The 24,153-nt window shown below is 63.7% G+C and carries 20 protein-coding genes and 7 tRNA genes; 8 read left to right on the top strand and 19 right to left on the bottom strand.

Going from position 1 to position 24,153, the window contains the following annotated elements:
- Positions 1-57: 57 nt before the first annotated feature.
- The 5 genes from DOM67_RS04580 to DOM67_RS04560 all read right to left on the bottom strand — a co-directional run bounded on the left by DOM67_RS04580 (position 58) and on the right by DOM67_RS04560 (position 7,420).
- Complete coding sequence (locus DOM67_RS04580; protein WP_110674477.1) at positions 58-1,620, bottom strand: BCCT family transporter; 1,563 nt, start codon at positions 1,618-1,620, stop codon at positions 58-60.
- Between the two features lie 66 nt (positions 1,621-1,686).
- On the bottom strand, positions 1,687-2,448 hold the full coding sequence (locus DOM67_RS04575; protein ID WP_232825139.1) for an enoyl-CoA hydratase-related protein: 762 nt from the start codon (positions 2,446-2,448) through the stop codon (positions 1,687-1,689).
- 303 nt (positions 2,449-2,751) lie between these two features.
- Complete coding sequence (locus DOM67_RS04570) at positions 2,752-4,116, bottom strand: CoA transferase (protein WP_110674475.1); 1,365 nt, start codon at positions 4,114-4,116, stop codon at positions 2,752-2,754.
- Positions 4,117-4,144: 28 nt separating this feature from the next.
- Positions 4,145-5,809, bottom strand: a complete 1,665-nt coding sequence (locus tag DOM67_RS04565; protein ID WP_110674474.1) for a GMC family oxidoreductase N-terminal domain-containing protein — start codon at positions 5,807-5,809, stop codon at positions 4,145-4,147.
- 99 nt (positions 5,810-5,908) lie between these two features.
- Positions 5,909-7,420 carry a CoA-acylating methylmalonate-semialdehyde dehydrogenase gene (locus tag DOM67_RS04560; RefSeq protein WP_110674473.1) on the bottom strand — a complete coding sequence of 504 codons (1,512 nt, stop codon included), beginning with the start codon at positions 7,418-7,420 and terminating at the stop codon, positions 5,909-5,911.
- Between the two features lie 174 nt (positions 7,421-7,594).
- On the opposite strand from DOM67_RS04560, the gene DOM67_RS04555 reads away from it, so the two are divergent.
- Entirely contained in the window at positions 7,595-8,500 is a 906-nt protein-coding gene (locus tag DOM67_RS04555; protein ID WP_110674472.1) for a LysR family transcriptional regulator, read from the top strand.
- Between the two features lie 618 nt (positions 8,501-9,118).
- On the opposite strand, the gene DOM67_RS04550 is transcribed toward DOM67_RS04555, so the two are convergent.
- The 11 genes from DOM67_RS04550 to DOM67_RS04500 form a co-directional block, all read right to left on the bottom strand.
- A tRNA-Ser gene (locus DOM67_RS04550) sits at positions 9,119-9,206 on the bottom strand.
- Between the two features lie 113 nt (positions 9,207-9,319).
- The gene (locus DOM67_RS04545; RefSeq protein WP_110674471.1) at positions 9,320-9,880 is read right to left on the bottom strand and encodes a nitroreductase family protein; all 561 of its coding nucleotides are present in this window, start codon (positions 9,878-9,880) and stop codon (positions 9,320-9,322) included.
- A 64-nt stretch (positions 9,881-9,944) separates the two neighbouring features.
- Positions 9,945-10,784, bottom strand: a complete 840-nt coding sequence (gene queF / locus DOM67_RS04540; protein WP_110674470.1) for an NADPH-dependent 7-cyano-7-deazaguanine reductase QueF — start codon at positions 10,782-10,784, stop codon at positions 9,945-9,947.
- On the bottom strand, positions 10,781-11,554 hold the full coding sequence (locus DOM67_RS04535) for an ABC transporter permease (protein ID WP_110600815.1): 774 nt from the start codon (positions 11,552-11,554) through the stop codon (positions 10,781-10,783). The genes queF and DOM67_RS04535 overlap by 4 nt, the downstream gene beginning before the upstream one ends.
- Positions 11,551-12,528 (bottom strand): ABC transporter ATP-binding protein, encoded by a 978-nt coding sequence (locus DOM67_RS04530; protein ID WP_110674469.1) that lies wholly within the window; start codon positions 12,526-12,528, stop codon positions 11,551-11,553. The genes DOM67_RS04535 and DOM67_RS04530 overlap by 4 nt, the downstream gene beginning before the upstream one ends.
- 397 nt (positions 12,529-12,925) lie before the next feature.
- Positions 12,926-13,000 (bottom strand) — tRNA-Gly (locus DOM67_RS04525).
- A 49-nt stretch (positions 13,001-13,049) separates the two neighbouring features.
- Positions 13,050-13,125: transfer RNA gene (locus tag DOM67_RS04520), tRNA-Glu, on the bottom strand.
- Positions 13,126-13,260: 135 nt separating this feature from the next.
- Positions 13,261-13,335, bottom strand: a tRNA-Gly gene (locus DOM67_RS04515).
- 50 nt (positions 13,336-13,385) lie between these two features.
- Positions 13,386-13,461 (bottom strand) — tRNA-Glu (locus tag DOM67_RS04510).
- A gap of 83 nt (positions 13,462-13,544) precedes the next feature.
- Positions 13,545-13,619: transfer RNA gene (locus DOM67_RS04505), tRNA-Gly, on the bottom strand.
- A 52-nt stretch (positions 13,620-13,671) separates the two neighbouring features.
- Positions 13,672-13,747 (bottom strand) — tRNA-Glu (locus DOM67_RS04500).
- Positions 13,748-13,910: 163 nt separating this feature from the next.
- Between DOM67_RS04500 and msrB the strand changes: the two genes are divergently transcribed.
- A complete protein-coding gene (msrB, locus tag DOM67_RS04495) occupies positions 13,911-14,309 on the top strand; it encodes a peptide-methionine (R)-S-oxide reductase MsrB (RefSeq protein ID WP_106419889.1) in 399 nt (132 codons plus the stop codon).
- 243 nt (positions 14,310-14,552) lie between these two features.
- On the opposite strand, the gene uraH is transcribed toward msrB, so the two are convergent.
- Positions 14,553-14,963: a hydroxyisourate hydrolase gene (gene uraH, locus DOM67_RS04490; protein ID WP_110674468.1), complete on the bottom strand. Its 411-nt coding sequence runs from the start codon at positions 14,961-14,963 to the stop codon at positions 14,553-14,555.
- A gap of 211 nt (positions 14,964-15,174) precedes the next feature.
- On the opposite strand from uraH, the gene ylqF reads away from it, so the two are divergent.
- From ylqF to DOM67_RS04465, 5 genes are all read left to right on the top strand, one after another.
- On the top strand, positions 15,175-16,131 hold the full coding sequence (gene ylqF, locus DOM67_RS04485) for a ribosome biogenesis GTPase YlqF (RefSeq protein WP_110674467.1): 957 nt from the start codon (positions 15,175-15,177) through the stop codon (positions 16,129-16,131).
- A 158-nt stretch (positions 16,132-16,289) separates the two neighbouring features.
- The gene (locus DOM67_RS04480; protein WP_110674466.1) at positions 16,290-17,516 is read left to right on the top strand and encodes a pyridoxal phosphate-dependent aminotransferase; all 1,227 of its coding nucleotides are present in this window, start codon (positions 16,290-16,292) and stop codon (positions 17,514-17,516) included.
- A gap of 197 nt (positions 17,517-17,713) precedes the next feature.
- A complete protein-coding gene (htpX, locus tag DOM67_RS04475; protein ID WP_110674465.1) occupies positions 17,714-18,616 on the top strand; it encodes a protease HtpX in 903 nt (300 codons plus the stop codon).
- Between the two features lie 244 nt (positions 18,617-18,860).
- Positions 18,861-19,304: a MarR family winged helix-turn-helix transcriptional regulator gene (locus DOM67_RS04470; RefSeq protein WP_110674464.1), complete on the top strand. Its 444-nt coding sequence runs from the start codon at positions 18,861-18,863 to the stop codon at positions 19,302-19,304.
- Positions 19,305-19,316: 12 nt separating this feature from the next.
- Complete coding sequence (locus DOM67_RS04465; protein ID WP_110674463.1) at positions 19,317-20,063, top strand: siderophore-interacting protein; 747 nt, start codon at positions 19,317-19,319, stop codon at positions 20,061-20,063.
- Positions 20,064-20,128: 65 nt separating this feature from the next.
- Here DOM67_RS04465 and pdxB read toward each other — a convergent pair whose 3' ends face one another.
- Positions 20,129-21,277: a 4-phosphoerythronate dehydrogenase PdxB gene (gene pdxB / locus DOM67_RS04460; protein ID WP_110674462.1), complete on the bottom strand. Its 1,149-nt coding sequence runs from the start codon at positions 21,275-21,277 to the stop codon at positions 20,129-20,131.
- A gap of 182 nt (positions 21,278-21,459) precedes the next feature.
- On the opposite strand from pdxB, the gene DOM67_RS04455 reads away from it, so the two are divergent.
- Positions 21,460-21,735: a hypothetical protein gene (locus DOM67_RS04455; RefSeq protein ID WP_110674461.1), complete on the top strand. Its 276-nt coding sequence runs from the start codon at positions 21,460-21,462 to the stop codon at positions 21,733-21,735.
- Between the two features lie 102 nt (positions 21,736-21,837).
- Here the strand turns inward: DOM67_RS04455 and rlmKL are convergent, their stop codons facing one another.
- Entirely contained in the window at positions 21,838-24,024 is a 2,187-nt protein-coding gene (gene rlmKL, locus DOM67_RS04450; protein WP_110674460.1) for a bifunctional 23S rRNA (guanine(2069)-N(7))-methyltransferase RlmK/23S rRNA (guanine(2445)-N(2))-methyltransferase RlmL, read from the bottom strand.
- Positions 24,025-24,153: the final 129 nt, after the last annotated feature.

Below are 24,153 nucleotides of genomic sequence, written 5' to 3'. Positions count from 1 at the left end.
TGACGCCGATTTACGTTTGTCTCATCAGGAGACATCCCTGTCTCCTGACATGATCCATTACTTGTGGTGATCTTCGATGACCAGGTGAGGCTCCATGACCTTCTTGGCAAAGTCCTGACGCAGCCAGCGGATGAGGGACCAAGCCAGAATCACCAATACCGGGATCATCGGCAGAGCCACCACGATGGTCGACGTCTGGACCGCCTTGAGCCCACCCAACTGGATCAGGGCAACCCCGACGCCTGAGATCAGGAAGGCCCAGGTCAGACGAATGGAACGCTTGGGTTCCTGATAGCCGGACAGCTTTCGAGAAGTCACCGAGGCCAGCACATAGGCGGAGCTATCCAGGGTCGTGGCCAGGAAGATGAAACAGAGCAGGATGAACACGCCGGTCACCAGACCAGACATGGGCAGCGTATTGAGAATGGCCTGAACGGCTGACGGTATGCCGCCATCATTAAGGATAGCGGCCACATCCAGTGTACCCTTGACCTGCAGTTCGAGCGCATAGCCTCCCCAGACGGCGAAGAAGACCCAGCACCCCAACGAACCGAACACCATCTCCGCAATGATCAGCTCACGGATGGTTCGCCCACGAGAGATACGCGCCACGAACAGTCCCATCATGGGGGCGTAGGCGATCCACCAGGCCCAATAGAAGACCGTCCAGTCCTTCCAGAAGGTCGAACCACCGACCGGATCGGTCCACAGGCTCATCTCTACAAAATGAGAGACCATCTTGCCAAGACTGTTCACCCAACCTTCGACCATGAACAGAGAGTCTCCCACCAGGAAGGTGAAGCCCAGGAGGAAGATGGCCAGCCAGACGTTGATGTCGGACAGGATACGAATCCCCTTGGCCAGACCAAACCAGACGCTGGCAGAGAAGATCGCGGTCCAGATCAGCAATACACCGATATCCAGCATGAAGGATGGCTCGATGCCAAACAGCCCACTGGAAAGTTGAGACACCAGGGGCACCGCCAGACCCAGAGAGGTACCCACGCCGCCGACGATGCCGAAGACGACGACAGCATCCAGGATGACACCTAGCCAGCCATCGGCATAACGCCCCAGAAGCCCACGAGAAGCGACCGAGAGCCTGACACCGGGCCGATTGTGGACGTACATCGAATAGGCAATGGGAATGGCCGGCAAGCAGTAGAAGGCCCAGGGCGTGAAGCCCCAATGGAACTGGCCATAAGTGAGAGCCCATTCAGCCGCGGCATCACTCGCCGGTTTTACATCGAAAGGGGGGCCCATGAAGTAGTAAATGGGCTCTACCCACGCCCAGTTGACGATCGCGATACCGATCCCGCCGGCAAAGATCATCGCGACCCAGCTGAAGTACGAAAACTCAGGCTTGTCATCCGGGCCACCCAGACGCACATTTCCGTACCGGCTCACTGCCAGTCCTACGAGAAACAAGACCACACTAAGCCCAGCTATCATATACAGCCAGCCGAACTTGCCAGTCGCGAATGCGAAGGCAGCATTGACCAAGGCAGTTCCCGATTCCGGAAACAGGATAAGCGGTAACACCAGCCCGGCAATCACGAGAACCGAGGGTATGAAAACCCTCAGATCCAGGCTGTCACCCGATTGTTTTGGCGTGCTCATAGCGTTCACCTACTGGTTGTTGACGTTATTTTTTTCGTAAAGCGACGAAGACGGTGCAGGCGGCATCTAGCGATGACGGAAGACCGGCGCACGCTTCATGACGAAGGCGTTCATGCCCTCTTTCTGCCCCTCGGTGGCGAAGGCCGCCTGAAACAGTAGACGCTCCTGATGCAGGCCTTCGGCGAGCGGGGTCTCGAACGCCGCATTGACGGCTGTCTTGGCCATCTTCACGGCCGGTTGGTTATAGCCGGCGATGGTATGGGCCGCCTCGAGCGCATGTTGCATCAGCTCAGCCCTGGGCACCACCCGGGCCACCAGACCAATCTCCTTGGCTTCCTGGGCGCCGATATTACGGCCGGTCAGCACCAGGTCCATGGTCATCGCCTTGCCGATCGAACGCGCCAGACGCTGCGAGCCACCGATACCCGGCAGAATACCCAGCTTGATTTCCGGCTGGCCGAACTGGGCATCGTCCGCGGCGATGATGAAATCGCACAACAGGGCCAGCTCACAGCCACCACCGAGTGCGAACCCACCCACTGCCGCAATGATCGGTTTGGAGATCTGGCGCACCTGATCCCAGGGCGACAGGAAGTCATCCATGTAAAAATCGGCGAAGGACTTCTCGGCCATCTCCTCGATATCCGCACCGGCCGCGAAGGCCCTGGGATTGCCGGTGATGACGATGGCACCAATGCCCGGATCCGCATCCATCTCGCGAAGCGCGGCGAGTGTTTCTTCGGCCAGTTGCCGGTTGAGGGCATTCAGGCTCTTTGGACGGTTGAGGATGATGAGGCCTACCCGTTCGCGCCGCTCGACGACGATCATCTCGGGGCCACTGTTGTTCGGCTCATCAGAAGCGGAGGGCTCGGTGTCCTTCGGTTGCGCTTCCATTTTCTTATCCATCTTCCATCTCCCATTCATGCTTGGCGCTCTACTGGGCGTTGCAGCCAATAGAGAGCAAAGACCTGGTGGCAACTATGTGAACTCGATGGCGCCCTCACCCGGTCAACCGCTCGGCAACGACGCCTGTCGATCCCTGTCATCAGTCAACGATGCGATCCATACTGGGCCGCGAAATCTTCCTTTAGCATCACGAGCCGCGACCATTTAGATCGTGGCGTACTCCCATCATTTGACGCGATTCATTCTGGGTCGCGCTTGCGCGCTCTTCTTCGCCGGCTCGTCACTCGAACGACGGGGCCGAGATTCCTGCACGGCAGCGGGACGAAAGTCCTTGGTGGCCAGGTCCATTTCAGATGTCCTGGAGGGCGAGCCGTTTGCATCCGGCGACTTCGGCAGGTGGTAGGAGCCGTGACGCGCCATCAGCTCGGCCAGAATGGCTTCTCGATGTTGGCCAAGGCCCGGCGCCCTTGCGGGGATGTCACTATCGAAATCCTTGCGCCCGGTCAGCTTGATCGGGTTGCCCGCGGTCCTGAAGGGCTTGCCGCTTTTACCCTGAACCTGGACGATCATGTTGCGCGCTTTCAACTGCGGATGATCGAACAGCTTGTCGATGGTATTGATCGGCGAACAGGGAACCCCCTCCTCGTTCAGCAGATCCACCCAATGCTGCACGGGTTGCTCGAGCAGGATCTTTTCCATCTCGGCGACCAGCTCGGGACGGTTCTGGCAGCGCAGGTCGTTGTTGATGAACCTGGGGTCGAAGGCGAGTCTCGCCGCACCGATGGCATCGGCCATCAAGAGGAAGAGCGTATCGTTGCCGGCGGCGATGACGAGCTTGCCATCCTTGGCATTGAAGCTTTCGAAGGGCGCCAGTGAGGGGTGGCAGTCGCCTGTCCGATTGGGGACTTTCTTCTCTATGTCATAGCGAGCCAGTGCGGTTTCCATCAGTGCCGCCTGGCAATCGAGCATGCCGATATCGACACGGGTACCCTGCGCGTCCTTGGTCCGGCTGTAGAGCGACGCGATGATACCGATGGCCGCGAAGAGCGCCGCACTCAGGTCGCCGAAACTGGTTCCCACGCGGGCCGGCTCGCCGTCGGGCCATCCGGTGAGGCTCATGATGCCGCCCATGGCCTGCACCACCATGTCGTAGCCGGGTAACTCGCTGAAGGGGCCGGTATGACCGAAGCCGGAGATCGAGGAGTAGATCAGGTGGGGATGCGTTCTGGCCAGGCGATCCGGCCCATATCCCAGACGATCCATCACGCCGGGCCGAAAGTTTTCGACCAGCACATCGGACTCGTCCAGCAGTCGTTCCAGCAGCTCACGGTCGCGCGGCGACTTGATATCCAGAACGATGCTCTCCTTGTTCCGGTTGAAACAGCTGAAATACGCGCTCTCGCCCTCGACGAACGGCCCGAACTCCCGTGTGTCATCACCGGTCCCGATCTTTTCGACCTTGATGACGCGGGCGCCGAGATCGGCCAGCACCATGGTGCAATAGGGCCCGGCAAGCACCCGAGAAAAATCGAGCACGGTAATGCCGTCGAGCGGCCCCTTCTTGGGCTCCATTTGCGTTGACGTGGCCATCGGTGTCCTCCCCCAGTGCCTGTAGGATCTATTGTGATGCCAGGATCCAGCCCGCTGCCTTCTCGGCGATCATCAGTGTCGGTGAGTTGGTATTGCCGCTGGTGATGGTCGGCATGATGCTGGCATCCACCACGCGCAGACCGCTCACCCCTCGGACCCGCAGGTGGGAATCCACCACCGCCATGGGGTCGTCGTCGCGTCCCATCTTGGCGGTACCCACCGGATGGAAGATGGTGGTACCGATATCGCCGGCCAGTCGTGCCAGGTCGTCGTCGCTCTGGTACTGAACCCCCGGCTTGAACTCCTCGGGTTCGTACTTGGCAAAGGCCGGCTGAGCGGCGATATGGCGCGTCACCCGCAGCGAGTCGGCGGCGACCTGGCGATCCTCGGGCGTGCTCAGGTAGTTGGGAGAGATGGCCGGCGCCTGACGGGGGTCGCGACTCTTGATCCGCACCGTGCCCCGACTGGTCGGGTTGAGGTTGCACACGCTTGCCGTAATGGCCGGAAAATCATGCAGCGGCTGGCCGAAGGCCTCGAGGCTCAGCGGCTGGACGTGGTATTCGAGGTTGGGATGCTTGTAGTCTGAGGAACTGCGGGTGAAGGCGCACAGCTGGGAGGGCGCCATGCTCATCGGTCCGGAGCGTTTCAACGCGTACTCCAGCCCGATCCTGGCCTTGCCCACCAGCGAGTTGGCCATCGTGTTGAGGGTCTTGGCACCCTTGACTTTGTAGATCGAGCGGATCTGCAGGTGGTCCTGCAGGTTCTCGCCTACGCCGGGCAGATCTGACACCACCGGGATGTCATGCTCGGCCAGTAGCGATGCCGGACCGACGCCCGAGACTTGCAGCAGCTGCGGCGAGCCGATGGCACCGGCGGAGAGCACGACCTCGCGACTGGCCGTCGCCACGACCTCCTGCCCCTCACGCTCGACTGTGACGCCACGACAGCGGGGCTCGCTGCCCTCGCTCGAGGCGAAGTCGAGCTTCAGTACCTGGGTGGAGTGCCAGACCGTCAGGTTACCGCGCTGCTTGATACCGCGCAGGAACGCCTTGGAGGCATTCCACCGCCAGCCCGAGCGCTGGTTGACCTCGAAAGCGTCCACCCCCTCGTTGTCACCGCGGTTGAAGTCCCGGGTGCGGGGGATGCCGGACTCCACCGCGGCGGTGGCGAAGTCAGCCAGGACCTGCCACTTCAGGCGCTGCTTCTCGACGCGCCACTCGCCACCATGGCCATGGAACTTATGGTGCTCAGGGTCGGCGTCGCCGCCTTCATCCAGGCGATAATGATCCTCGTGGCGCATGAAGTCGGGCAGGCAGTTGTCCCAGCGCCAGGCATCGTCACCGGTCAGCTCGGCCCAGCCGTCATAGTCGCGGGCCTGGCCGCGCAGATAGAGCATGCCATTGATGCTGGAGCAGCCACCGAGGGTCTTGCCCCGCGGATAGATCAGCGAGCGACCGTTCAAGCCGGGATCGGGCTCGGTGCGGAAGCGCCAGTCGGTCCGCGGGTTATTGATGCAGTACAAATAGCCCACCGGAATGTGGATCCAGTGATAGTTGTCTCGCCCGCCGGCCTCGATCAGCAGCACCCGGTTGGCCGGGTCCGCACTGAGACGATTGGCGAGCAGGCAGCCGGCGGTGCCGGCGCCCACCACGATATAGTCGAAGGCATGGGTGTTGTTGGTCTGATCAGCCATGGCGTGCTCTCGCTGGGTATGCCGGCCCGCTCATGGGCGACCTCCGATCGGGGGATCACCCCGATCGGCCGGCATACCGGTCAGTCAGTGGAGGGGGGATTATTTGGCCGTCGGCATGGCGAACTCGGGGCCCGCGTCGATGGAATCCGACCAACGCTGCATGATCGACTTCTGCTTGGTGTAGAAGCGCACCCCTTCCTCGCCATAGGCATGGGTATCGCCGAACATCGAACGCTTCCAGCCACCGAAGCCGTGCCAGGCCATCGGCACCGGGATCGGCACGTTGATGCCCACCATGCCGACCTGAATGCGCCGACCGAACTCACGGGCCACGCTGCCGCTTTCGGTGAAGCAGCTGACGCCGTTGCCGAACTCGTGATCGTTGATCAGTTGAACCGCGGTGGCCACGTCCGGCACGCGCACGCAGGCCAGTACCGGGCCGAAGATCTCTTCCCGATAAATGGTCATCTCCGGAGTAACGTTGTCGAACAGGGTGCCGCCCATCCAGAAGCCGTCGGCGCAGCCTTCACCGGTGGTGGACGAATCGAACTCGCGGCCATCGACGATCATGTCAGCGCCTTCGGCCACGCCCTTCTCGATGTAGCCAGTGATGCGCTGATGCGCCTGAGCGGTAACGATCGGGCCCATCTCGGCATCGAGCTCCAGGCCATTCTTGACCTTCAGGTCACGCGCTCGCTCGGCCAGGCGCGGTACGATCTTGTCGGCCACGTCACCGACCAGCACCGCCACGCTGATCGCCATGCAGCGCTCGCCAGCGGAGCCATAGGCCGCACCGATCAGGGCATCGACGGCCTTGTCCAGGTTGGCATCCGGCATCACGACCATATGGTTCTTGGCACCACCCAGCGCCTGAACGCGCTTGCCGTTACGCGCGCCCCGCTCGTAGATCAGATTGGCGATGGGGGTGGAACCGACGAAGGAGAGCGCCTGGACGTCGGGGTGGTCGATCAATGCTTCCACCGAATCCTTGTCACCCTGCACCACATTGAAGACGCCATCCGGCAGGCCGGCCTGCTTGAGTAGATCGGCGATCATCAGCGATGCGCTGGGATCCAGCGGGCTCGGCTTGAGCACGAAGCTGTTGCCGGCGGCAATCGCTACCGGGAACATCCACATCGGTACCATCACCGGGAAGTTGAACGGCGTGATACCGGCGACCACGCCCAGCGGCTGGCGGGTCGTCCAGTTGTCGATACCGGTGCTGACCTGCTCGGTGTAGTCACCCTTGAGCAGTTGCGGAATGCCACAGGCGAACTCGACGATATCGATGCCGCGCGCCACTTCGCCCTGGGCATCGGTGAACACCTTGCCATGCTCACGGGTGATCGCTTCGGCCAGCTCGTCCTTGTGCGCGTTGAGCAGCTCGAGGAACTTGAACATCACTCGGGCACGGCGAATCGCCGGTGTGTCAGCCCACTTCGGGAAGGCTGCCTTGGCGGCGGCCACGGCGCTGTCCACGTCGCCCTGGGAGGCCAGCGCGACCTGCCCCGTTACCTGGCCGGTGGCCGGGTTGGTGACGTCCTGATAGCGGTCGGACCCTCCATTAGTCTTATAGCCATTGATATAATGCTCGATGCGTTCAGTCGTCATGCCGGCCTCCCATCTGATGTGGTGCTTCACACTGTACGGCCCATTCTGACGGGCCAGGTTAGGCCCCAAACTAACTCAAGCCGACGTGGAATCAATTGAGAAAGCCAAAATCAAGCTATAAGATTTACAAATAACTTATCGCTCACCGCAGCGGCCGCTCCAGGGGAGGCATGCATGCATGACATCAAGGCGCTACGCGCCTTCGTGGCTGTGGCTCATCAGGGAAGCGTGTCCCGCGCTGCCGCGGAGCTGCACCTGACCCAGCCCGCCGTCAGCCTCAAGCTCAAGCAGTTGCAGGACACCCTCGGCCTCACGCTCTTCCAGCGCCACGCCCAAGGCCTCTCACTGACCACCGATGGTTACGCCCTGCTGCCATCCGCAGAATCGGCGCTCGCGGCACTGCTGGCCTTCAGCATCAGCGCTCAGTCGATGCACGAGACGCTGCGCGGGCGCCTGCGCATCGGCACCATCGTCGACCCGGAGTTCATTCGCCTGGGCGCCCTGCTGCATCAGCTGGTTCAGCGTATCCCTCAGGTCGAGACGGAGTTGCATCACGGCACCAGCGGCTTCGTGCTCGAGGCACTACTGCGGCGCGAGCTGGATGTCGGTTTCTATCTGGAATCCCCGGGCCAGATGCCGAACACAGGGGAAGGCGCTCCGGCAGTGGAGATGATCGAACTGACCCAGTTCGCCTATCACGTCATCGCCCCGGCCGGCTGGGCATCCCGCCTGGCCCGTACCGACTGGCCCAGCCTGGCCGCCCTGCCCTGGATCGTCACCCCGCCGCGCTCCGTTCACTACCGGCTACTTGCCCAACGCCTGTTGACCCATGGCCTGACGCCGAACCGCGTGGCCCAGGTCGATCAGGAGCCCTGCATGATCGACCTGGTGCGTGCCGGCGTCGGCCTGGCGCTGGCCCGGGATGCCAATGCCCTGCAGGAGCGCCAGGAGCGCGGCCTGATCATTGCCCAAGGTATCAGCCTGCCCTGTGCACTGAGCTTCGTCTGGCTCGCGGAACGCCGCGACGAGCCGATCATCGCCGCCGTGCGCGGCGTGCTGGCCGATATCTGGTCGTCCTGAGGGGCATTCGAGCCAGCCGGTACGCCTTCGTGGCGAGGATGGAGGGAATGCCAGGCATAAAAAAACCGGCTACTGAGAGCCGGTTCTTTTCAATTCGTGGCGGAGGGGGAGGGATTATCGGCTCGCTTCGCGAGGCCGCTTGTCGGCGCTCGAACACCAAAACCGCAAGCGCCTCGGTGCGAACCGGAGGGTTCTCATCCACTCCCCCTAACCAATGCCTAATTCCAGGCATGAAAAAACCGGCTACTGAGAGCCGGTTCTTTTCAATTCGTGGCGGAGGGGGAGGGATTATCGGCTCGCTTCGCGAAGCCGCTTGTCGGCGCTCGAACACCAAAACCACGAGCGCCTCGGTGCGAACCGGAGGGTTCTCATCCACTCCCCCTAACCAATGCCTAATTCCAGGCATAAAAAACCGGCTACTGAGAGCCGGTTCTTTTCAATTCGTGGCGGAGGGGGAGGGATTATCGGCTCGCTTCGCGAGACCGCTTGTCGGCGCTCGAACACCAAAAACGCGAGCGCCTCGGTGCGAACCGGAGGGTTCTCATCCACTCCCCCTAACCAATGCCTAATTCCAGGCATAAAAAAACCGGCTACTGAGAGCCGGTTCTTTTCAATTCGTGGCGGAGGGGGAGGGATTCGAACCCTCGAAGCCTTTCGACTTACACACTTTCCAGGCGTGCTCCTTCGACCACTCGGACACCCCTCCGCATTGTCATTCCGCCCGTTTCGGCTTTGCCGCTTCGTTCAGAACGGCGCACATCATATCGGCCTAAGCCCGTGATCGCAAGCCATTTTTTCCATCACTTGGCTTTTTCTACCTCAGCGCCAACGCTCGACGTAATCCTGCGGATCGCGCGCCGGCGGCTGGGGGTAACGGCCACCCGGCTGGCCGAGATAGAGATAGCCGATCAGCTCTTCGTGCTCATCCAGCCCAAGACCGCGCCACACGCTCTTGTCATGGGCATAGGTACCGGTGCGCCACATGGCTCCCAGCCCTTGCGCGAAAGCCGCGTAGAGCATCGCATGCGCGGCGCAACCTGCGGAGATGACCTGCTCCACCGGCGGCACCTTGGGCAGATCCGGTGTGATGCGCGCGATCACCGCGATGATCATCGGCGCTCGCTTGGGTTTCTTGCGCGCAGCATCGAGATTGCCGTCGTCGATATGCGGGTTGGCCTGATAATCGGATCGGGCGAACAGTTCACCCAGCCGATCGAGTCCTTCACCACTGAACTCGATGAAGCGGTACGGGGTCATTTCCTTATGATCCGGCGCCCGCAGTGCCGCACGGTAGATGGCGTCGAGCTGCTCGGCGGTGGGCGCCGGACCGGCCAGCTTGCCCATCGAGCGACGCTGATGCAGTAGCGTCATGGCATCCATGTCTGACTCCTCTGAGACATCGTTGGTAACACGCAAAGGATCGCTCGACTCTACGTCAAAAGCGCTACTGCCGCAGCAGACGTGGAGGCAACGCCGGCGTCCAACCCGGCGTGGCCCGCCACGGGTTGATGTCGAGCCCGCCGCGACGCACATAGCGCGCCATGACCAGCAGTCGCTCGGGGCGGCAGCGCGCCATCAGATCGACGAAGATATGCTCGACACAATGCTCGTGAAAATCCTGATGCCGGCGATAGGAGACGATGTAGCGCAGCAGCGCGGCCCGATCGAGTCGCGGCCCGCGATAGGCGATCAGCACACTCCCCCAGTCCGGCTGCCCGGTGACCGGACAATTGGACTTGAGCAGATGCGAGTGCAGCGCCTCTTCGACGATATCGCCCTCGTCGCAGGCGAGCAGCTCGGGGGCCGGCGTGTAGCGATCGATAGCGACATCGAGTTCGTCGATGCCATCACCCGGCAGCGGCGCCGGTGCGAGCGCGGGATCATCGACACCGAACAGCTTGACAGTGACCGGGGCACCGGCCGCGGCACTCAAGTCCCGCTGCAGCAGTTCGATCACCGCGTCACGGTCGGCGAACGTCGTCTGGTTGAAGCCGTTGAGATAGAGCTTCCAGGATTTGGATTCGATCAGATAGGGCGAATCCGCCGGCAGCCGGAAGCGCGCCACCGCGACCACCGGCTTGCCACGCGGATCGAGCCAGGAGAGTTCGAAGGCCCACCACTCGTCACCACCGACGAACGGCAGTGACGCCGCCTCGATCCCCAGCGGCGCCCGGTTGGCGGCACGCTCGATGGGAAACAGCAACGCTGCGTCGTAGCGCTCGGGGTAAGCGGATTCGCGACCCAGCGGCGCATCAGCGAGGGTCTCCGGGCGCGGCGTGGTCATGAGCGAATCCCCTTGCCGCGATTGAGCATCCACAGCGCCAGGCACCAGAAGGCGACGATGAAGGCGGCGATGGCGATCAGCGCCCCGCTCACCGGAATGTCGGAAATGCCCAGAATGCCGTAGCGGAAAGCGTTAACCATGTAGAGGATCGGGTTGATCATGGTCACCTTCTGCCAGAACTCGGGCAGCAGGTCGATCGAGTAGAACACGCCCCCCAGGTAGGTCAGCGGCGTCAGCACGAAGATCGGGATGATCGAGATGTCATCGAACTTCTTGGCCAGCAGCGCATTGATGAAGCCGCCGATCGAAAACAGCAAGGCGGTCATCACCACCACCATCAGGGTCAGGAACGGATGATGCAGGTCGAGATGGGTGAAGAACAACGAGACCACCGTCACGATCAGCCCAACGCCGAGCCCGCGTGCGGCGCCGCCGATGACGAAGCCGGCCAGGATGACCCAGTTGGGCATCGGCGAGACCATCATCTCCTCCACGCTGCGCTGGAACTTGTTGGAGAAGAACGATGACGCCACGTTGGAGTAGCTGTTGGTGATCACCGACATCATGATCAGGCCCGGCACGATGTAGGACATGTAAGAGATGCCGTGCATCTCGCCCACACGTGACCCGATCAGGTTGCCGAAGATGATGAAGTACATGGTCATGGTGATGGAGGGCGGCACCAGGGTCTGGGGCCAGATCCGCACGAAACGGCGCACCTCTTTCACCACCATGGTCCAGAGCGAAATCAGCAGTTGCCGGGTATTCAAGATGCCGTCTCCTTGGCCGGTGTCGAGGTGGCGCTGTCGATGCCGCTACCGGCATCCGGCTGCGAGGTCATCGAGACGAACAGCTCTTCCAAACGATTGGCACGGTTACGCATGGAGAGCACGCGCACGCCCTGGCGAGTCAATTGCTGGAAGGCATCGTTGAGATCGGTACCCTTGCGCACGGAGAGTGCCAGCTGGTGCGAGTCGACCCGCTCGACCTCGAAGCCCTCCACCTGGGGTGCGGTCTCCAGTGGCTCGGCCAGATCGAGCAGGAAGGTTTCGGTGTCCAGCTCGGTCAGCAGGCCGCGCATCGAGGTATTCTTGATGATCTCGCCCCGATTGATGATGGCGATATTGCGGCACAGGCTCTCGGCTTCCTCGAGATAGTGCGTGGTCAGGATGATCGAGGTGCCCTCCTCCTCGTTGATCCGGCGCATGTACTCCCACATGCTGCGACGCAGCTCGATATCGACCCCGGCGGTGGGCTCGTCGAGGATCAGCAGACGCGGACGGTGGATCAAGGCACGCGCGATCATCAGCCGCCGTTTCATGCCACCGGAGAGCATGCGCGCGGCGCCGTTGCGCTTGTCCCACAGGCCGAGATCCTTGAGCAGGCGCTCGCAACGCGGCTTGGCCTCCTTCATCGGCATGCCGTAGTAGCCCGCCTGGGTGAGGATGATGTCCTCGACCTTCTCGAACTGGCTGAAGTTGAACTCCTGCGGGACCACGCCGAGGTTGTATTTCGCCTTGGCGAAGTCACGGTCGATATCGATACCGAAGATCTTCACCTGGCCCGCGCTCTTCTGCACCAGTGAGCAGACGATGCCCAGGGTGGTGGACTTGCCCGCGCCGTTGGGGCCGAGCAGCGCGAAGAAGTCGCCCTGCTCGACATCGAGGTCGATGCCTTTGAGGGCTTCGAATCCATTACCGTAGACTTTGGTCAGCCCGCGGATGGACAGTGCCGGTTCTGCCATCAGGGATTCCTGTCGAGTACATAGAAGAAGAAGTGCCGCCACATATGGGGGCCGATCGATGGAAAATCAATCTTTAGCAGACGAACAAAATTTATCGTCATCGCGTGCGTCACTATCGCCGGCGTCACCGACGCTACCGTGTCAGCGTAGTCGGGAAGCCAGCCAGCGGCAGCGAGGGCGGGATCGTGGTACGCGATGCGTAGCGGGAAGACACACCCGACGCGATACCGCCAGGCCGAGGAAGATGGCAACAGACGACGACATCTCGACACCTCGGATGAGATAAGGAGAGCTATCGATTACGCGTCAGACACCACGAAATTGGAGCGGGAAAGGAGATTGATCGGACCGGCGTTCCTGCTCACGACCCTCGACCACGCTTCAAGTACCACTAATTTGGAGCGGGAAAGGAGATTCGAACTCCCGACCCTCGCCTTGGCAAGGCGATGCTCTACCACTGAGCTATTCCCGCTTGTCGGTCGAAGACTGGCTTCGACAGGATGATCGAGCGATCATCGAAGTGGCGTCCCATAGGGGGTTCGAACCCCTGTTACCGCCGTGAAAGGGCGGTGTCCTGGACCACTAGACGAATGGGACGCAGGACCGGCGCGTGACAGCCAGGCGGAGCCTTCGATCACCTGCCGGGTACCACAAAACTGGAGCGGGAAAGGAGATCGATCGGACCGGCGTTCCGGCTCACGACCCTCGATCACGCTTCAGATACCACAAAACTGGAGCGGGAAAGGAGATTCGAACTCCCGACCCTCGCCTTGGCAAGGCGATGCTCTACCACTGAGCTATTCCCGCTTGTCGTGTCGAAGTCTGGCTTCGACGGGATGATCGAGCGATCATCGAAGTGGCGTCCCATAGGGGGTTCGAACCCCTGTTACCGCCGTGAAAGGGCGGTGTCCTAGACCACTAGACGAATGGGACGCATTGCTGGAGCGGGAAAAGGAGATCGATCGGACCGGCGTTCCGGCTCACGACCCTAGACCACGCTTCAATAACCACTAAATTGGAGCGGGAAAGGAGATTCGAACTCCCGACCCTCGCCTTGGCAAGGCGATGCTCTACCACTGAGCTATTCCCGCATCCTGACTGACGAACCGAACCGGCTTCGACAGTATCTTCTAAAGAGTCGAGTGGCGTCCCATAGGGGGTTCGAACCCCTGTTACCGCCGTGAAAGGGCGGTGTCCTAGACCACTAGACGAATGGGACGCAATGTCTCGTCTCCGTCGAGATGGCGCGCATATTACTGAGGGTGCCCGAAGCTGTCAAGCAATTGATTTCACCGATGTTCATCGCCACCTAAAACGCACTGGCCAGAGCGCCGCAAATGGCCTGTAATGCAGACAGGTGACGAGGCACGAGGAGACCCGCCATGAGTAGAATCAAGAAGAGCGACGCCGAGTGGCGCGAACAGCTGACCCCGGAGCAGTACCACGTCACTCGGGAAAAAGGCACCGAGCCACCTTTCAGCGGCGACTACCAGGTGGAGCCGGTCCAAGGCATCTATCACTGCGTCTGCTGTGGCGCCCCGCTATTCGAGAACGAGCACAAGTTCGAAGCACACTGCGGCTGGCCCAGCTTCGACCGCCCGCTGGCCGCCGCCTCGGTGGAAGAGCACACGGACACCAGCCACGGCATGCGCCGCATCGAGGTGACCTGCCGCCGCTGCGACGCCCATCTGGGCCATGTCTTCCCCGACGGCCCGACGGAGACCACCGGCCAGCGCTACTGCATCAACTCGGTGGCCATCACCTTCCATGCCGGCGAATGATTGCACCCGTGGCAAGCCCCCAAGGCCACGCTGCACTGGGTCAGGGTAGCGCCAGGACCCTAGTCCCAAGACCGTAGCGCCAGGACGGTAGCGCCGAGACATGGGTTCCAAGACATGGGTTCCAAGACATGGGCGCCAGGACAGCAACGTCGAAACGAAAGCCCCGCACACTCCCAACACGCCAGCGCCCCGACCTCGGTCGGGGCGCTGTCATTGTGACTGTCGCCGCTTATCCGACCAGGCTCAGCTGCCGCGGTAGGTAGAATAAGCGTAGGGGCTCAGCAGCAGCGGGATATGGTAGTGCTGCTGCGTGTCGACGACCTCGAACGGGACGGTGATTTCGGGAAAGAAGGTCTCGGTGCCGCGGTCACGGTACCAGTCACCGGTAGCGAAGACGGCGCGATAGACACCGGCCTCGAACGTCTCATCTTCGGGATAGAGCGCTGAGATCCGCCCGTCCTCGGAGGTGGTCCCGGTGGCGATGGTCTCCCACTGGCCGTCGGCCCGATGCTCGAGCGTGACCTCGACGCCCGCCGAGGGTTTGCCGCTCTGAGTATTCAGGACATGTACGCTGATCGGATTGCCGGCGGCCAGCGAGACGCTGGCAACGCCGGTGAGCAGCAGGCCGGCGGCGATGGATACGAGAGGTTTCATGCGGGGCTCCTTTCCCTGCGTTTGATGACCCATACCTCTACGCCGCCCGCCGGCGACTGGATGCACGACATGGCCATCACCCGTCGGCTGCCCTCAGCCGCCGTTCACGCCGCCCCCACCCTGCAGCCGCTGAGGGCCGCATCCTGCTAGAATGTTTGCCCGCTTGGCGTCGGGCGCCCCCCGACAGGCATGACATTGGCAGGAGAGACGTATGCTCGGCTGGTATCCCGGTCACATGAACAAGGCGCGCCGCCAGATCACCGAGGCGCTGCCGGAGATCGACGTGGTCATCGAGGTGCTCGATGCGCGTCTGCCCTACTCCAGCGGCAACCCGATGCTGGCCGATCTGACCGAGCACAAGCCGGTGCTCAAGATCCTGTCGCGGGCCGATCTCGCCGACCCCGAGGCGACCCAGGCTTGGATCGCGCACTTCGATGCCCAGCCCGACAGCCGCGCCATCGCAGTGACCACCACCCAGGCCCGCGAGCTGAAGCAGATTCCGGCGCTGTGCCACGAACTGGCCGGCCAGGTCCGCGCCGACCGCGACGTGCGGGTCATGGTGATGGGTATCCCCAACGTGGGGAAATCGACTCTGATCAACGGCCTCGCCGGGCGCAAGATCGCCAAGACCGGTAATGAGCCGGCGGTGACCAAGCGCCAGCAGAAGATTCGTATCGACGGCCGCGTGGCGCTGATCGACACCCCCGGCGTGCTGTGGCCCAAGATCGAGGATCAGGCCAGCGCCTACCGGCTCGCCGCCAGCGGCGCCATCCGCGATACCGCGATCGAGTACGTGGATGTGGCCATCGTCTGCGCTGCCGAGCTGGCCAGGCGCTACCCAGAGGCGCTGCGCGAGCGCTACAAGCTCGACGACCTGCCGGCTTATGTCGCCCCGGTGGCGGCAGAGAGCGTGGATGCCGATGGTCCCAAGCTGGTCGACCTGCAGGCGCGGGCCGGATTCGACGGTCATGCGATCATGAATGAGATCGCACGCAAGCGCGGCGGGTTGAAGGCCGGCGGTGTGATCAATCTGCACCGCGGTGCCGAGGTGCTGCTGCACGAGCTGCGCGACGGCAAGCTCGGACGGGTCACCCTGGAGCTGCCCACGGACATCCCCGCCCCGGAACCGGCCCCCGAAGACGACGACGCGACCCCGCCGCCGAACTGACGCCAGGGCATACAGATCGTCCCGACAGCCACGCGCTTCTGCCCCTTGCGCCGCGTCCGCGCGGCGTTATGCTGGGCATCGGCGACTCAGCCCGCCACCCGCTCACGGCATCCACGAACCCGCCTGACCTCTTCGGTTGTGCAGCACACGGAACCCTCATGACCAGCCCCATTCGGAAATCGCACAAGCTCGACAACGTCTGTTACGACATCCGCGGGCCGGTCCTCGAACACGCCAAGCGCCTCGAGGACGAAGGCCATCGCATTCTCAAGCTGAACATCGGCAACCCTGCCCCCTTCGGCTTCGAAGCGCCCGAAGAGATTCTGCAGGACGTGATGCGCAACCTGCCGACGGCACAGGGTTACTGCGACTCCAAGGGGCTCTACTCGGCGCGCAAGGCGATCATGCAGGAGTGCCAGCGCAAGGGCATTCCACAGGTCGGCATCGAGGACATCTTCATCGGCAACGGCGTCTCCGAGCTGATCGTGATGGCGATGCAGGCGCTGCTCAACGACGGCGACGAAGTACTGATCCCGGCACCGGACTATCCGCTGTGGACCGCCGCCGCCAATCTCTCCGGCGGCCATCCGGTGCACTACCTGTGCGACGAGGCCAACGAGTGGGCGCCGGATATCGCCGATATTCGCGACAAGATCACCGCACGCACGCGAGCGATCGTGCTGATCAACCCCAACAACCCCACCGGCGCGGTCTATCCGCCGGCGGTGGTCAAGGAGATCCTCACCGTGGCCCGCGAGCACGGGCTGGTGGTGTTCTCCGACGAGATCTACGACAAGATCCTCTACGATGGCGTCGAGCACGTCTCCACCGGGGCCCTGGCCGAGGACGACCAGCTGGTGGTGACCATGAACGGGCTCTCCAAGAGCTACCGCTGCGCTGGCTTCCGCTCCGGCTGGATGATCCTCTCCGGCGGCCTGGGCAAGCAGAACGCCGAGGACTTCATCCAGGGGCTCAACATGCTGGCGTCGATGCGGCTGTGCGCCAACGTGCCGGCCCAGCATGCGATCCAGACCGGACTCGGCGGTTATCAGTCGATCAACGATCTGATCCTGCCCGGCGGACGTCTACTGGCACAGCGTGACGTGGTGTATGAAAAGCTCAATGCCATTCCCGGCGTCTCCTGCGTCAAGCCCAAGGGGGCGCTCTACGCCTTCCCCCGGCTCGATCCAGAGATCTATCCGATCCACGACGACGCTCAGATGGTGCTCGATCTGCTGCTGCAGGAGCGTATCCTGCTGGTCCAGGGCACGGCCTTCAACTGGCCCACTCCCGACCACGTGCGCATCGTCACCCTGCCCTGGGCGGACCAGTTGGGTGACGCGATCGACCGTTTCGCCCGCTTCCTCGCGCGCTACCGTCAGTGACCGGCGGCGGTGGCCCCGGGCCACCGCGGCGCGCTCGATGCGTGCCCTTCCCCCTCTTGAAACCTATCGCTTAACGTCGTATCTAACGGTTCATAACCAGCTGATTAACCGGCGATAACACATAACAGGCTAAGCAATAGCCGGGGGCCATCCGGCCCTCGGTAACGCAGGTTTTCCACGACTGAGGGTAGAAACCGATGATGCGAATCATCCTGTTCTTGGCAACCAACCTGGCGGTGGTTCTCGTCGCCAGCATCACGTTGCGCTTGCTGGGCGTCGAGCCCTATCTCAACGCCAACGGGCTGAACATGAACAGCCTGCTGATCTTCTGCTTCGTGTTCGGCATGGCCGGCTCGCTGGTGTCGCTGTTCATCTCCAAATGGATGGCGAAGATGAGCACCAAGGCCAAGGTGATCGACCAGCCGAGCAACTCCACCGAGCAGTGGCTGCTGGACACCGTGCGCGAGCTTGCCCAGCAGGCCAATATCCAGATGCCGGAAGTGGCGATCTTCCCGGCCCAGCAGTCCAACGCCTTCGCCACCGGCTGGAACAAGAACGACGCCCTGGTGGCTGTCTCCCAGGGGCTGCTCGAACGCATGCGCCCGGAAGAGGTGCGGGCGGTGCTGGCCCACGAGATCGGCCACGTGGCCAATGGTGACATGGTCACCCTGGCGCTGATCCAGGGGGTGCTCAACACCTTCGTGATGTTCTTCGCCCGCGTGGTGGCCCAGGTGGTCGACAGCTTCCTGCGCGGCCGCGACAACGGCGGCGGCCTCGGCTTCATGGGGTATTTCGCCGTCGTCATCGTCGCCGAGATCGTGTTCGGCCTGGTGGCGTCGATCATCGTCGCCTGGTTCTCACGCTTTCGCGAGTATCGGGCCGATGCCGCCGGGGCCAAGTATGCCGGCGCCGGGTCCATGATCAACGCCCTCTCCCGACTCAAGGCGGAGACCCAGCAGCCGGACCAGATGCCGGATTCGCTGACCGCCTTCGCCATCACCACCGGCCAGACGCGCAAGCTGATGGAAAAGCTGTTCGCCAGCCACCCGCCGCTGGATGATCGGATCCGCGCGCTGAAAGAGTCCGCCTACCGCGACTGAGCGCCATACCCTGGCATCACGTTCGACCGCACAACGCCCCGCCCCCTCGGCGGGGCGTTCTTGTCTATCACGGCTGCCGCCCCCTGAGAGCGCCCCCAAAGACCGGGCGATATCGCTGTATGCCAACACCGACTGCGCAAGCGACCAGGAGGTGACTTTCCCGGCGCACGGATGAGAATGGTTGACATTCATCCTCAAGCACCGTTCAATTGGTTGACTTTATCAACCAAAAAACGGAACTTTCATGTCCCAAGCGCTCGCCGGCGATACCCTTCACCGCCTGCTGCACGCCTACAAGCGCGCCCTGCGCCGCGCCTACGACGATGAGCGGCTCGGACTCGGCGTCGCGCAGATCCGCACGCTCAAGGCGATCCGCGGCCTGGCACCGTGCAGCGCCAGCGAGATCAGCGCGCGACTCACGTGGGACAAGGCCCAACTGGCGCGCCTGCTGAGCGATCTCGACACCCGCGGACTGGTGTGCCGAAGTCCGTCACCCGACGATGGCCGGCGCCAGCGACTGACGCTCAGCGACACCGGCCAGGCCATGCTGGCGCGGATCGATGCCTGTGAGCAGCGCGCCCATTCGCATCTCGCCAAAGGCTTGAGCGAGTCCGAGCTCGCCGCCTTCGAGGCGCTGGCGCAGCGTCTGATCGACAATCTCGAACGTCCCACGCCCTCTGCTGACTGACAGGAGCCCCGTATGCCCAAGACACCACCACGTGCCTTCACCGTGCTCGCCCGGCAGCCACTGACCCCACACATGCTGCGCCTCACCCTTGGCGGCGAGGCGATGCGCACCTTCCCCGCCGATCAGGCCAGCGCCTACATCAAGCTGGTGCTGCCCGGGGAGGACGATACGCCAGCGCGGATGCGCACCTATAGTGTGCGCCGGCAGCTTGAGGACGCCATCGAGGTCGACTTCGTGCTCCACGCCGACGGCGGGCCGGCGGCCAACTGGGCGCGCAACGCCCGCCCGGGGGACATCATCGAGATCGCTGGCCCCGGGCCGGTCAAGCGGGTGGCAGAGGACGCCGACTGGTATCTACTGGTAGGCGACATGACCGCCCTGCCGGCGATCGCCGCCAATCTCGAACGGCTGCCGCCGCAGGCGGTAGGAGAAGTGATTGTCGAGGTGATCAGCGAGGCCGATATCCAGCCGCTGACGGCGCCGCCCGGGATGCGTATCAGCTGGCGCATTGAATCGCACCCGGGACGCGACAGCGAGGGCCTGCTTCGCGCCGTGAGCGAACTGGCCTGGCGGCCGGGAAAAGCGGGTATCTGGATCGCCTGCGAGTTCTCGGCGATGCGCCACCTACGCCGCCACCTGCTCGACGAGCGCGGCGTCGACAAACGCGAGATGTATCTCTCGAGCTACTGGAAGTATGGTGCCAGCGAAGACGGACACCGCCTCAGCAAGCGCGAGGATGCCGAGCGCGAAAGCGCCTGAGCGTCGGCTACGACGCTCGATCCTGCGTGACACTCGACCCCATACCCCTCGCCCCGCCGCGGCGCTCAGTCAGGCGTGGCGACACCGAAGCCGAAGCCGCGCAGCACCGCCTCGAGTTCAGGGGCCGCGGCGGTGAGCGCCACCTCCAGGGTCTGGAACTCGCGGCGTACCGGATAGTCGCGACGATAGGCGTCGAAGCCCTGGGCCATGCCCAGGCGCCGGCGATAGCGCTCCAGCCCCATGGCGTCGCGGCGCGGGTCGTAACAGGCCCGCGCGCACAGCCGCAGCGCGTCGTCGCGGGGCGTGTCGGCGTCGAGCACCAGTCGCGGCAGCCAAGGCGCCGGTGTCAGCCGCTCCAGGCTCTGCCGCGCGGGTAGACCGAACTGACGCGACAGTGCCTGATAGATCATCTCGGTGCCGCGCAGTTTGCCATCGACACTATGGCCGGCGATGTGCGGCGTGGCGAGATCGACCCGGGCATAGAGCGCTTCGTCGATCCCCGGCTCCTGCTCCCACACGTCGAGCACGCAGCGCAGGTCGGCGTCGCGAGCCAGACGTTCGTTCAGTGCCGTGCCGTCGAGGCAGTCGCCACGGCCAGCGTTGAGCAGCACGGTCCCCGGCGCCAGCGCCTCGATCCGCCGCCGATCGAGCAGATGCCGGGTGGCATGCGCTCCAGCGGCCACCAGCGGCGTGTGCAGACAGATGACATCGGCGCGCGCGATCAGCGCGTCGAGGTCGACGAACCCCACGCCCCCTTCCGCTTCGGCACGCGGCGGATCGCAGATCAGGTGATCGATGCCCAGCGCCGCCAGACGTGCGGCGAGGCGCCCGCCGACGTTGCCGGCCCCGACGATACCCACGGTCTTGGCGAACAGGTCCTCCCCGTCGCGCTCGCTCAACAGCAGCAGGCTGGAGAGCACATAGTCGACCACCGCCTCGGCGTTGCAGCCGGGAGCGTTGGCAAAACCGATCCCGTGCTCGCGCAGCGCCGCCAGGTCGACGTGGTCGGTGCCGATGGTGCAGGTACCCACGAACTTGAGTCGCGACCCGGCCACCAGCGCCGCATTGACCGGGGTGATCGAACGCACCACCAGGGCGTCGTGATCGCGCACGCTGGCCGCGCTCATCTCACGCCCGGGCTGGCGCGTCACCTCCCCCAACTCGCCGAAGAAGGCCTCCGCCAGGGGCACGTTCTCGTCCACCAGAATTCGCATGTCTACGGCTTCTCCCTGTCGGCCTGAAGGGCTTGCGCAGTACGCGTCGATTTCTGCCGCGCTTGCTTTACAATGAGCCCGATACGAGCCATGACGGCACGGCCGCGCCGCCCGGCGCAGCCATCTTAGGCGGGACACCCGGCAGGGACAAGCCGGGGCATACAACCACGACAGGAGTTCGCGTGATCGTTCGTTGGGAGAGTGGACACGACTACGTTCTGGTGCACCTGCACCAGGACATGTTCGGCGACTGGATCTTCAGCCGCGCCTGGGGCCAGATCGGCACCCAGTATGGCGGCCTCAAGCATGCCGTGGCCGAAAGCCGGGAGCAGGCCATGCTGTGGCTCGACGACCTGGCGCATATCCAGCTGGCGCGCGGCTTCCGCAAGGTGCTGGAAGCCGACGACGACAGCCCCGAAGGGCGCCGCGCCATGGCCCAGCTATCGTTGCTCGACTGAGTCTCTGGCTCGCCTGCCCTCTCTGAATCAAGGGCGCGACGCAACCCCGTAGGCGTCGCTGCCCTGGCACCCGCCACCGGTCACCAGGGGGATGCGCCATCGTCACTCGCGATGGCGGATGCTGAAGCAGTGGTGCAGATTGGCGCGCCGGCTGAAGTCCGGGTCGAAGGTCTGCGCGGTGATCTCCGTCACCGCGAAGCGCGCCGACAGCGCCGGATCGAGCTTGAAGCGCTGCTGGTTGTTGGAGAAGATCAGCTCCCCACCCGGTGCCAGCCGCGCCATCGCCAGCTCGACCAGACGCACGTGATCACGCTGGATATCCAGCGTGCCGGCCATCTTCTTCGAGTTGGAGAAGGTCGGCGGATCGAGAAAGATCAGGTCGAAACTGCCACCCGCGGTCTCTAGCCAGCGCAGACAGTCGTCGCGCACCACCCGGTGACGACCGGGATCGAGCTGGTTGAGCGCCAGATTGTCCCGCGCCCAGTCGAGATAGGTATTCGAGAGATCGACACTCAGGCTGTCACTGGCCCCGCCCAGGGCGGCGTGCACCGTGGCCGTGCCGGTGTAGCAGAACAGGTTGAGAAAACGCTTGTCCGCGGCGCGTTCGCGTAGCAGCCGGCGCACCGGGCGGTGGTCGAGGAACAGCCCGGTGTCGAGATAGTCGGTGAGATTGACCCACAGCTTGGCCGGCCCCTCCTCGATCACGAAGCGCTCGCCGCTGTCGCTCTGCTTGCGGTACTGCGCCTTGCCGCTCTGCCGCTCACGCTGCTTGTAGTGGATCTGCTCGGGGCGCACATCGAGCGCCGCCGGGATCGCACTCAGCGCATCGAGCAGCCGCCGCTGGGCCTTGTCGGCGTCGACCGAACGTGGCGCAGCGTACTCCTGGACATGCACCCGGTGACCATAGACGTCGATCGCCAGCGCATACTCCGGCATGTCGGCGTCGTAGAGCCGGTAGCAGCGCTCCCCCGACTGCTTGAGCCACTTGGCCAGACGCTTGCGATTCTTCTGCAAGCGGTTGGCGAACATCTGCGCGCCCTCGCTCAGCGGCGCCGACGCGTCCGTCGCCGGCGTCTGTGCGGTCGAGGCGGTCGCAGGGGCCTCGGGATCGCGCGCCGCGACATCGGCCAGCAGCAGCTTGCAGTCGAGCGGTCCGTTCTTGAACGCGTACTGCTTGTGCGCACGCAGGCCCAGGCGATGGCCAAGATCCGGGTTACCGGTGAACAGCGCCAGCTGCCAGCCGCCGAAGTGCTGCTTCAGCCGCTGCCCCAGATCGCCGTAGAGCGCCACCAGCTCCGGCAGCTCGCCAAGACGCTCGCCGTAGGGCGGGTTGGTGATCACCAACCCCGGCATGGTGGCCTCGGCGGGCGGCGTCAGCCCCTTCACTGCAGCGCCGGCCAGCTCGATCAGTGCCGGTATTCCCGCGCGCATGGCATTGCTGCGCGCCGCAGCGATCGCCTGCGGGCTCTGATCGAAGCCCCACAGGCGCGAACGCGCCCGCCGCCGGCCGAGATCGGCACGCACCTTGGCCTCGCGGGCCAGGGTCTGCCACAGCGCCGGATCGAAATCGGCCAGACGCTCGAAGGCGAAGCGCTCCCGGGTGAGCTGAGGCGCGATATCGGCGGCCATCATCGCCGCCTCGATCAGCAGCGTGCCGGCACCACACATCGGGTCCACCAGCGGCTCGCCGCGCTTGGCCCGCGCAGGCCAGCCGGCTCGCACCAGCAGCGCCGCGGCCAGATTCTCCTTCAGCGGAGCGTGGCCCACGTCACGCCGATAGCCGCGCTGGTGCAGGCTGGCGCCGACCAGGTCGATGCCCACCAGCAACTGCCCCTTGTGCAGATTGGCGTAGAGGCGCACGTCAGGCTGGCCGAGGTCGACCTGCGGCCGCGGGCGCCCGGCCGCCGCCAGCGCCTCGACGACCCCATCCTTGATCACCTGGGCACCGAAGCGGGTGTGGCGAATCGCCGCCGACTGGCCGTGGAAGTCCACCGCCAGGGTATGGCCGTCGCGCAGCTTCTCGGCCCAGGGCAGTTGGCTCACCGCGGTGACGATCGCCTCCGGGGTGTCGCAGCCGCTCTCGCGCCCCAGGGTCAGGATCACCCGGTTGGCCAGGCGCGACCACAGACACAGACGGTAGGCCGTGGCGAGATCGGCCCGCGCATGCAGCCCGGCGACGGTAGTTTTTTGTATCTCCGCCCCCAGCTCGGCGACCTCTTCCGCGAGCAGCGGTTCGACGCCCCAGGGGCAGGTGATATAAAGGCTCAACAGCGAGTTATCGTCTTTCATGGTGGCGTCACCGAACCGTCTCGGCCCGGTCATATTCCCGTGAGTGCATTTTCAATCTGGCCTTATGACAAAACGCTCATCGACATCGTTTCTCATTTCCGCTAAAGCTAGAGGTGTAGCTACGAAACA

The organism is Salinicola sp. RZ23 (assembly GCF_003206675.1).
GTDB classification, from domain to species: domain Bacteria; phylum Pseudomonadota; class Gammaproteobacteria; order Pseudomonadales; family Halomonadaceae; genus Salinicola; species Salinicola endophyticus.
The sequence above is the reverse complement of the archived record's forward strand: the minus strand, read 5'-3'. Positions and strand labels throughout refer to the sequence as shown.

Bases quoted from the DNA above. Each gene is read 5' to 3' on its own strand.
- DOM67_RS04580 (WP_110674477.1), bottom strand. From the start codon at position 1,620: ATGAGCACGCCAAAACAATCGGGTGACAGCCTGGATCTGAGGGTTTTC.
- DOM67_RS04575 (WP_232825139.1), bottom strand. From the start codon at position 2,448: ATGATCGTCGTCGAGCGGCGCGAACGGGTAGGCCTCATCATCCTCAAC.
- DOM67_RS04570 (WP_110674475.1), bottom strand. From the start codon at position 4,116: ATGGCCACGTCAACGCAAATGGAGCCCAAGAAGGGGCCGCTCGACGGC.
- DOM67_RS04565 (WP_110674474.1), bottom strand. From the start codon at position 5,809: ATGGCTGATCAGACCAACAACACCCATGCCTTCGACTATATCGTGGTG.
- DOM67_RS04560 (WP_110674473.1), bottom strand. From the start codon at position 7,420: ATGACGACTGAACGCATCGAGCATTATATCAATGGCTATAAGACTAAT.
- DOM67_RS04555 (WP_110674472.1), top strand. From the start codon at position 7,595: ATGCATGACATCAAGGCGCTACGCGCCTTCGTGGCTGTGGCTCATCAG.
- DOM67_RS04545 (WP_110674471.1), bottom strand. From the start codon at position 9,880: ATGGATGCCATGACGCTACTGCATCAGCGTCGCTCGATGGGCAAGCTG.
- queF (WP_110674470.1), bottom strand. From the start codon at position 10,784: ATGACCACGCCGCGCCCGGAGACCCTCGCTGATGCGCCGCTGGGTCGC.
- DOM67_RS04530 (WP_110674469.1), bottom strand. From the start codon at position 12,528: ATGGCAGAACCGGCACTGTCCATCCGCGGGCTGACCAAAGTCTACGGT.
- msrB (WP_106419889.1), top strand. From the start codon at position 13,911: ATGAGTAGAATCAAGAAGAGCGACGCCGAGTGGCGCGAACAGCTGACC.
- uraH (WP_110674468.1), bottom strand. From the start codon at position 14,963: ATGAAACCTCTCGTATCCATCGCCGCCGGCCTGCTGCTCACCGGCGTT.
- ylqF (WP_110674467.1), top strand. From the start codon at position 15,175: ATGCTCGGCTGGTATCCCGGTCACATGAACAAGGCGCGCCGCCAGATC.
- DOM67_RS04480 (WP_110674466.1), top strand. From the start codon at position 16,290: ATGACCAGCCCCATTCGGAAATCGCACAAGCTCGACAACGTCTGTTAC.
- htpX (WP_110674465.1), top strand. From the start codon at position 17,714: ATGATGCGAATCATCCTGTTCTTGGCAACCAACCTGGCGGTGGTTCTC.
- DOM67_RS04470 (WP_110674464.1), top strand. From the start codon at position 18,861: ATGTCCCAAGCGCTCGCCGGCGATACCCTTCACCGCCTGCTGCACGCC.
- DOM67_RS04465 (WP_110674463.1), top strand. From the start codon at position 19,317: ATGCCCAAGACACCACCACGTGCCTTCACCGTGCTCGCCCGGCAGCCA.
- pdxB (WP_110674462.1), bottom strand. From the start codon at position 21,277: ATGCGAATTCTGGTGGACGAGAACGTGCCCCTGGCGGAGGCCTTCTTC.
- rlmKL (WP_110674460.1), bottom strand. From the start codon at position 24,024: ATGAAAGACGATAACTCGCTGTTGAGCCTTTATATCACCTGCCCCTGG.